This is a genomic window from Bacillus sp. AFS002410 (genome assembly GCF_002556365.1).
Taxonomy (GTDB): Bacteria; Bacillota; Bacilli; order Bacillales; family Bacillaceae_G; genus Gottfriedia.
Window position 1 is genome coordinate 348,551 of sequence record NZ_NUEU01000002.1, and the last position, 7,159, is coordinate 355,709.

Below are 7,159 nucleotides of genomic sequence, written 5' to 3' on the forward strand. Positions count from 1 at the left end.
TTATTTAAATTACCACTTCTCTAGATTTGATTTGAAAAAATTAAAACTAAAGATATAATATACTCATATCTATTATTTTGGAGGTAACATAGAAACATGAAACCGAAAGATCCTGGCCTGAATAAACTAAATTTTACAAATGAAGAAATTTTTCAGGCAATATTTGTTGTGAATAAACATGCTAAAACTGCACTTGAACCAAGTGAGTTATATTCACTAAAAAGACAAGCTATTATAAAACTTATTGATAAAGGAATTGCTAAAAAAGTCGGATTACATTTTTCCAATAACCCTAGGGCAAGTAAACAACAATCTGACGTATTAATTGCTTGTGGAGATTTTTTCTTTCATATACCTCCTTTAAAAGAAGACTTTAAACTGCTGCCACATTTAGGAATTTTAGAAAATACTCATCGAAATCCAAAAGTATCCATGTCTTTAAGCTATGCAAAAAAGATACTTCATCATTTCTTAGGTATTGATAACGTTAAATCCGAAAGTAAAATAAAACACGGATCTAATCACCGAAAAAATACCCCAGGACAATTTCTAAAAACTTCTTCATTTCTAAACAATTCTACATTTACTTTTCCGAGTGAACCAATTCGTAAAAATAAAGGTAAACAACAAAGATAGTTAAGAGCTAAGGGAAATATCTTCTTGAGATTTTAAAATCTTAAGAAAATATTTCCCTTTCTTTATACCTACTCTTGTGCACTTCTAATCTCGTGATATTCTCTTTTACTCCTTTCCCCCTATACTTTTGCACCATATTTTACGGACAAGCATACTCTATTAATAGGGGGTGATTAATATGTTCGGTAATAATAACTTACAAGATATTATTCGTTATGTTGCTGGCTTCTTATTTGCGCTTCAATTATTAGTGAATTCTTTTGGGTTTAAATTCCTAAATAATGATCAAATTGATGCGGTAATTAATATCATTTCATTCCTGTTTATTTTATACTTCGGTGCTAAGCATAATTATTTAGGTAAAAAAGGACAAGCTCAAAAAGCATTACTTCAAGAAGCAGGATTAGAAAAAACAAATAAAAATAATACAAATTCGGACCAATAGATTACTATTATTCTACTTTTTGAACGATTTGATTACATTTTTAAATTTTTAGTATGAGAGTGATTAAACATTGTTTCACTCTCTTTCTTTCACCCCAATTTATGCTATTTTTTTAGTAAGATTTACTATTTTTCACTGTTTTTCCTCATATATTGATTTTAATCGGTATAATCATATGCACTTTGTTATACATTGTAGAATTATTTTAACTAAAACAAGTAGGAAAAGTTTAACTCTGTATTGAATGTTCTAAAAACACACATTTTTCAGGAGGATAAAAAATGTCAGTAATTTTTACAAGTAAAGACATTTCAAAGAAATTAAAGATCGGTAAGTCTCGCGTTAGAGAAATTAGTAAGGAATTAGAAAAAAATGCATACCAGTTTACAAAAAATCAAGATACTAGGATTTATAATCAAAGTGATTTTGAATTATTTCAACTGATTGTGAAAGATTACCAAAAAGATGAAAATCTATCACAAGCCGTACAATCCGCTTTAAATAACCTATTAAATCAAAGTCTTGCTGAAACGATTGCAGAAGTTGCAATAACTAGTGAAAATGAAATAACTTTAAATAATGATGAGCAAATTACATCAAATGCCCCGCAAACTCCTCTAGAAGATAACATACATAATGATTTTGACATAAAAAATAAAAATGAAATAATTGAAGAAGAAAATGAAAATTTAGATGAAGTAGTTGTAATTCAAAATGAAACCGAATTAATTAGTCATTTACAAGAAGAAACTTTATTAGTAGAAAATGGTGCAGAACGTGAATTAATTGAAGAAGTAATTATAGAAGAAACTGTAGTCGAACAGGAACTAATGGAAACGCCATTAGAAGTGCAACCTACTTTAATTGAAAAAAAACCGATTGAAGCGAACGTATCCAGGGAAGTAACATTTGAAGGAATACCCGACAAACAATCAATAGAAGAAATAGATCAAATGAACGAAGCTCCTACATTATCGCAACTGGATGAAGTAGTCAAAGAATATCACTTTGAGGAAATGACTGTTGAACAAATACTTGAAGAAAATAATAAACTTCCTGATGAAGATATTCCTACAAATTTAAACGAATCAAAAATAGTAATTGATCAAATTGTATCAAAAGAAAAAGTAACGACCTTTGTTCCGACAAATACTAATCAAATTATGTTTGAAGAATTCATGTCACAAATTACGAATCTAGCATTTCAGAATGAACAAATCCTAACTCAAAATCAAACTCTAATAAAACAGAACTTGGAAAAAGATCAAAAATTAGAACAAATATTAATTTCAGTTGAAGAAAAAAGTGAAGAGCTCCACGAGCTTGCTGCTGTTATTGAAGAAAAAGACGAAAAATTGGAACAAATATTTGAAGAAATTCAATCGAAAGAATCCGGTCGAGACGCTCAATTAATGAGAATGATTAGAGAGTTGCAGGAAACGAAGAAAATGGTTGCTGCTTCAAAAGAAAGAGATTGGAAAAATGCAATAAAATCACTCTTTTTTAAACCAAAATCAGTAAAATAATTTGTTTTATATTAGCACTTATAGATTATGATATCTTTAAAAGAGAAGGGAATCCTCCCTTCTCTTTATTTGTTTAAACATAAAAATTAAATTTTTCAACCTGATCCATACGAATGAACAACCAGCTGACTTTAGAAAACGAGCGTTCGAAGTTAGTACGAGAGGATCATTACCCTCTCTTTATTCTTTTAATTGAATCTCTTCACTTTGTTCTTGATGATAAGCTGGTAACATTATATGAACTTCTGTACCATTGCCTTCTTCACTTAAATATTCAATCGTACCCTTATGCGCCTCAATAATACTAAAAGTAACCATTAATCCTAATCCTGTTCCCTTTTCTTTCAACGAATAAAAAGGTTGTCCTAAACGATCAAGCTGAGCTTTCGACATACCAATTCCATTATCTTTTACAATGATTCGTATGTACTCTTTATCTTTTACCTTCTCCATATTTGCTTCAATCTTAATATAACCTTTAGTGTCTTTAATTGCTTCTACACCATTTTTTAAGACATTAATGATTGCTTGTTTAAGTTTAGCTCGATCTCCAACAGTATACATATCTTCATTAACATTTACTTGTAAGAATGCGCCTTGCAATGAGGCATAAGTTGACATTAAAGTAGTAACCTCATTCAATTGTTCGGTCATATTAATGATTTTTTTCTCTTCAATTTGAGGTCTAGCTAGATTTAAGTAGTCCGAAATAATATTCTCCGCCCGGTCCAGTTCGGCTAATACAAGTTTCATATATTCTCTATTCGTTCCACTTTCTTGATTTTCAATCAATTGAATGAAACCCCTTACAACAGTAAGTGGGTTTCTAACTTCATGCGCAACACTGGCCGCAAGTTCACTTACCATGTTTAATTTTTCCGACTTTTGCATTTGAACTCTAATTTCAGCATTTTCAAATAAAAATTCTCTTAAATAAACATGGAATAACATCGTAATCGTTAAAACAGTAAAAAAGATGCATGCTGAAAAAATCGTTTTATCTGTTTGGTACTCTTTTATCCCATTGACTGTTGCTTCATAATAAAGTAAACAGATCATACTAAATGAAAATAAGATTGGCATTAAGATACTAAGAGCAAATTTCTTACGTTTAGAAAAACTTACCCATTGTGGTGATACGATAAATGGTAAAATACATGAAATCAACTCAAAAGGAAAAGATTTTAATGATGATAATCCATATAGTAAATAGACAAAAACTGCTTTCGTAAAAATAATCATTGTTCCGATCCATCTTCCACCGTACAAAATAGATGAATAGATTAATAAAATACTAAAAGTAATAGCCATGCTCTTACTGATATGAATTGGGTAAAGCAAGCAAATAAAAATATTAAAAAAAGTTAGCAATCCAACTAGTATTCTATTTTGCTTTGGACTTGTATTATGGTATCTACTTAGCCAAAACATTTCATATAAAAAGACCGGAATGATTATGATTGCAAATTGAATTAATAAATCTTTTAATTGCAGCATTAAAGTGTCCCCCACCCCTTCTTTCAACAAATTATAACATAGTTATTAAAAGTTCTAATTATTAATACAAAAAATTCGAAAAAAACATTTTGACATAGTACGTCACATTATTACAAAGAATTCTAAAATATAAGAAAAGTCGTCAAGTTGAAGTCATTCAGGACAAAACTTTAATCACTAAAAATTCCAGATGGATCAATTAGTCGAGTAGTAGAATTCTAGTTTGATCGCGATACTCTTTACTCTAAAATTCTCACGTCCTAGCCGAGTTACAATTCAATTTAAAAAGGCCCTATTATAGGCCTCTGCTTTATTCTAAGTTTTTATTTCTGAACCTTATTAATTTATATCCTGTAATTAATGAGAGGACATAACCAAAAATAGTTAATATAGTTACTAATACATGGGGGTATGTACCAAACCTTATTATCATAATTAACGAAAGAATGATCAGTAAAATTATTGAAACAAACCATTTTAGCTTTTCGTTTGAATGGTAAGATAAACCCGACTTCGTAATAAGTTTTGCAAATTTTGGCAATGATGCATAAATGCCAATCAAAAATAGGCTTAGAAATGGGTATAACACAGTGTAATAAATATTGTTAAAAGTCGTATTTTGAAACTTGAATACAAAGTCTAGTAATAAAAATAATCCTAAGAGATAAAGCAGTGAAAAACTTAAATAGCTCAGTGTTTTCATTAGAATACTCCTACTCTGTTTTATTTGATTATTTTAACTAAAGTTATATGTATGTTAAAACGACTTAAAACCAACCTTTCCTTTTAAAAAATATGTACATTAAAATCGTTACAAATCCCATTAAAATTAGAATAAATAAATAGCCATATTTCCAAGCTAACTCTGGCATATAGTGAAAGTTCATCCCGTATAAACCTACGATAAACGTTAGTGGTAAAAAGAAAGACGAAATAATTGTTAATGTTTTCATTATATTATTCATTTTTTCTGAGCTTAATGAAAAATAACTTTCTCTTATATCAGAAGCTAAGTCTCTATTTGTTTCGATCATATCTGAGAGCTTCATTAAATGATCATGAATATCTTCAAAATAAATTCGATGCTCAGATATATCTTTAAATCGATTTGAGTTTAAGATTCGATATAATAGATCTCGAGTTGGTAAGATTGTTTTCCTTAATTTCGATAAATCTGATTTTATATCATATAATCTCTCTACTACATTGCTTACTTCTTTTCGTAGCGGATCAATTTCTAAATCAGATAGTTCGTCCTCTAAACGATAGATTAGTGGAAAATAACTATCTACAAGCTCATCAATGAGTCGATGAGTTAAATGAAGTGGGCTCTTGGATGCCCGACGATCAGTCAGTATATTATCTAAAACAAGTTGTACTGAGGGACTATGCTGAATGTGGAATGTGACAACATAATGATCACTTACAAATATATCTAGCTCCGTTTCCTCTAAGTCTAGTTTGTTTAATTCATGCAAAATTAAAAAATGATATCCGTCATAATAATCTAGCTTAGGTCTTTGTACATATTCTAAACAATCCTCAATGGCAAGTTGATGAAAATTAAATTCAGTTGATAAAAGTGAAATCTCTTCTTGAGTTGGCTCATTAATATCAACCCAGTACCATAGATATTTATTTGATTTTGCCTCAGCAATCGATATATTTCGATCGATTACTTTATTTTTAGTTACTCCTATTACTTGTAACATTTTATACACCTTCTCTAGGTAATCAAATTATTTCACTACTAAATACTTTTTATATTATATGGTAAAATGAAAGAAATTTCATTTATTAAACAGAATAAGATGTTTACTTTTTTATATAAAAAATAATAAGTAGAGGGATTTAGTATGAAAAGATTTATTAATCAAAATGTAAAAGAAATTCAAATCTCAGGTATTAGAAAATTTGCCCAAAAAATTGAAAAATATGAGAATGTAATAGCATTAACATTAGGTCAACCGGATTTCCCAACGCCAGAACCAATTAAAGCTTCAGCAATAGACGCCATTAATCAAAATCAAACAGTCTATACTCCTAATGCCGGAATACCAGCACTTAGAAATGCAGCATCTAATTTTTTAAAGACAAAATACTCTCTATCGTATGACCCAGCAAACGAGGTTATCGTTACAGTAGGTGCTAGTCAAGCAATTGATGTTACTTTTAGGACAATTCTTAATGATGAATGTGAAGTTATTCTTCCTGCACCAATCTATCCTGGGTATGCACCAATCATAACAACATGTGGGGCAAAACCCGTTTTTGTCGATACATCTAACAATGGCTTTAAAATTACGCCTGAATTATTGGATGAATATATAACAGAAAAAACACGTTGTATTGTTTTACCATACCCGAATAACCCAACAGGTGTAACTTTAACAAAAGAGGAACTTGAGAATTTAGCTAATTATTTATCTGAAAAAGATTTATTCATATTGTCAGATGAAATTTATAGTGAACTTACATATGACAGCACTCATATTTCAATTGCAAGTTTCCCTGGTATGAGAGATAAGACAATTGTCATTAATGGCCTTAGTAAGTCACATTCGATGACTGGTTGGAGAATTGGTTTTATTTTTGCACCTGTTTATTTAGCCCAGGAAATCTTAAAAGTGCATCAGTATAACGTATCATGTGCAACATCAATTTCTCAATATGCTGCAATTACAGCATTAACTGACTGCATTGATTCGCCAATTGAAATGGCAAAAGAATATAAAATAAGACGTGATTATATGGTTGATCGATTAGAAAAGATGGGTCTTTCTTGTATTAAGCCAGAAGGTGCATTTTATTTATTCCCATCAATTAAAGAGTTCAATATGCCATCCATGGAATTCGCATTAAATCTAGTAGAAAAACATAATCTAGCAGTTATCCCCGGGGAAGCTTTTTCTGAATATGGTGATTCATTCATTCGCCTTTCATACGCGTATTCAATGAAAGAATTAGAAGCTGCGTGTGATCGATTAGAAGCGTTTGTAACAAGTCTTAGAAATTAAAAGTATATTTATAATTAAAAAAAGACGTGAAATCATTT

The 7,159-nt window shown here is 29.9% G+C and carries 6 protein-coding genes; 4 read left to right on the forward strand and 2 right to left on the reverse strand.

The annotated features are described in order from the left end of the window. Positions 1-96 precede the first annotated feature (96 nt). From CN692_RS03690 to CN692_RS03700, 3 genes are all read left to right on the forward strand, one after another. Positions 97-636 carry a YkyB family protein gene (locus tag CN692_RS03690; protein WP_098117752.1) on the forward strand — a complete coding sequence of 180 codons (540 nt, stop codon included), beginning with the start codon at positions 97-99 and terminating at the stop codon, positions 634-636. Positions 637-814: 178 nt separating this feature from the next. Next, complete coding sequence (locus CN692_RS03695) at positions 815-1,081, forward strand: phage holin (RefSeq protein ID WP_098117754.1); 267 nt, start codon at positions 815-817, stop codon at positions 1,079-1,081. Positions 1,082-1,362: 281 nt separating this feature from the next. Next, positions 1,363-2,607, forward strand: a complete 1,245-nt coding sequence (locus CN692_RS03700; protein WP_098117755.1) for a DUF3967 domain-containing protein — start codon at positions 1,363-1,365, stop codon at positions 2,605-2,607. A gap of 180 nt (positions 2,608-2,787) precedes the next feature. Here the strand turns inward: CN692_RS03700 and CN692_RS03705 are convergent, their stop codons facing one another. Together CN692_RS03705 and corA are read right to left on the reverse strand one after the other, a co-directional pair. Further along, positions 2,788-4,104, reverse strand: a complete 1,317-nt coding sequence (locus CN692_RS03705; protein WP_098117756.1) for an ATP-binding protein — start codon at positions 4,102-4,104, stop codon at positions 2,788-2,790. A 767-nt stretch (positions 4,105-4,871) separates the two neighbouring features. Then, a complete protein-coding gene (gene corA / locus CN692_RS03715; protein WP_098117759.1) occupies positions 4,872-5,816 on the reverse strand; it encodes a magnesium/cobalt transporter CorA in 945 nt (314 codons plus the stop codon). Between the two features lie 144 nt (positions 5,817-5,960). Here corA and CN692_RS03720 point away from each other — a divergent pair, with 144 nt between their 5' ends. Continuing rightward, positions 5,961-7,121: an aminotransferase A gene (locus CN692_RS03720; protein ID WP_098117760.1), complete on the forward strand. Its 1,161-nt coding sequence runs from the start codon at positions 5,961-5,963 to the stop codon at positions 7,119-7,121. Positions 7,122-7,159: the final 38 nt, after the last annotated feature.

What these genes read in the sequence shown, in the direction of transcription:
- CN692_RS03705 (WP_098117756.1), bottom strand. Translation starts at nt 4,104, where the DNA reads ATGCTGCAATTAAAAGATTTATTAATTCAATTTGCAATCATAATCATT.
- CN692_RS03700 (WP_098117755.1), top strand. Translation starts at nt 1,363, where the DNA reads ATGTCAGTAATTTTTACAAGTAAAGACATTTCAAAGAAATTAAAGATC.
- corA (WP_098117759.1), bottom strand. Translation starts at nt 5,816, where the DNA reads ATGTTACAAGTAATAGGAGTAACTAAAAATAAAGTAATCGATCGAAAT.
- CN692_RS03695 (WP_098117754.1), top strand. Translation starts at nt 815, where the DNA reads ATGTTCGGTAATAATAACTTACAAGATATTATTCGTTATGTTGCTGGC.
- CN692_RS03690 (WP_098117752.1), top strand. Translation starts at nt 97, where the DNA reads ATGAAACCGAAAGATCCTGGCCTGAATAAACTAAATTTTACAAATGAA.
- CN692_RS03720 (WP_098117760.1), top strand. Translation starts at nt 5,961, where the DNA reads ATGAAAAGATTTATTAATCAAAATGTAAAAGAAATTCAAATCTCAGGT.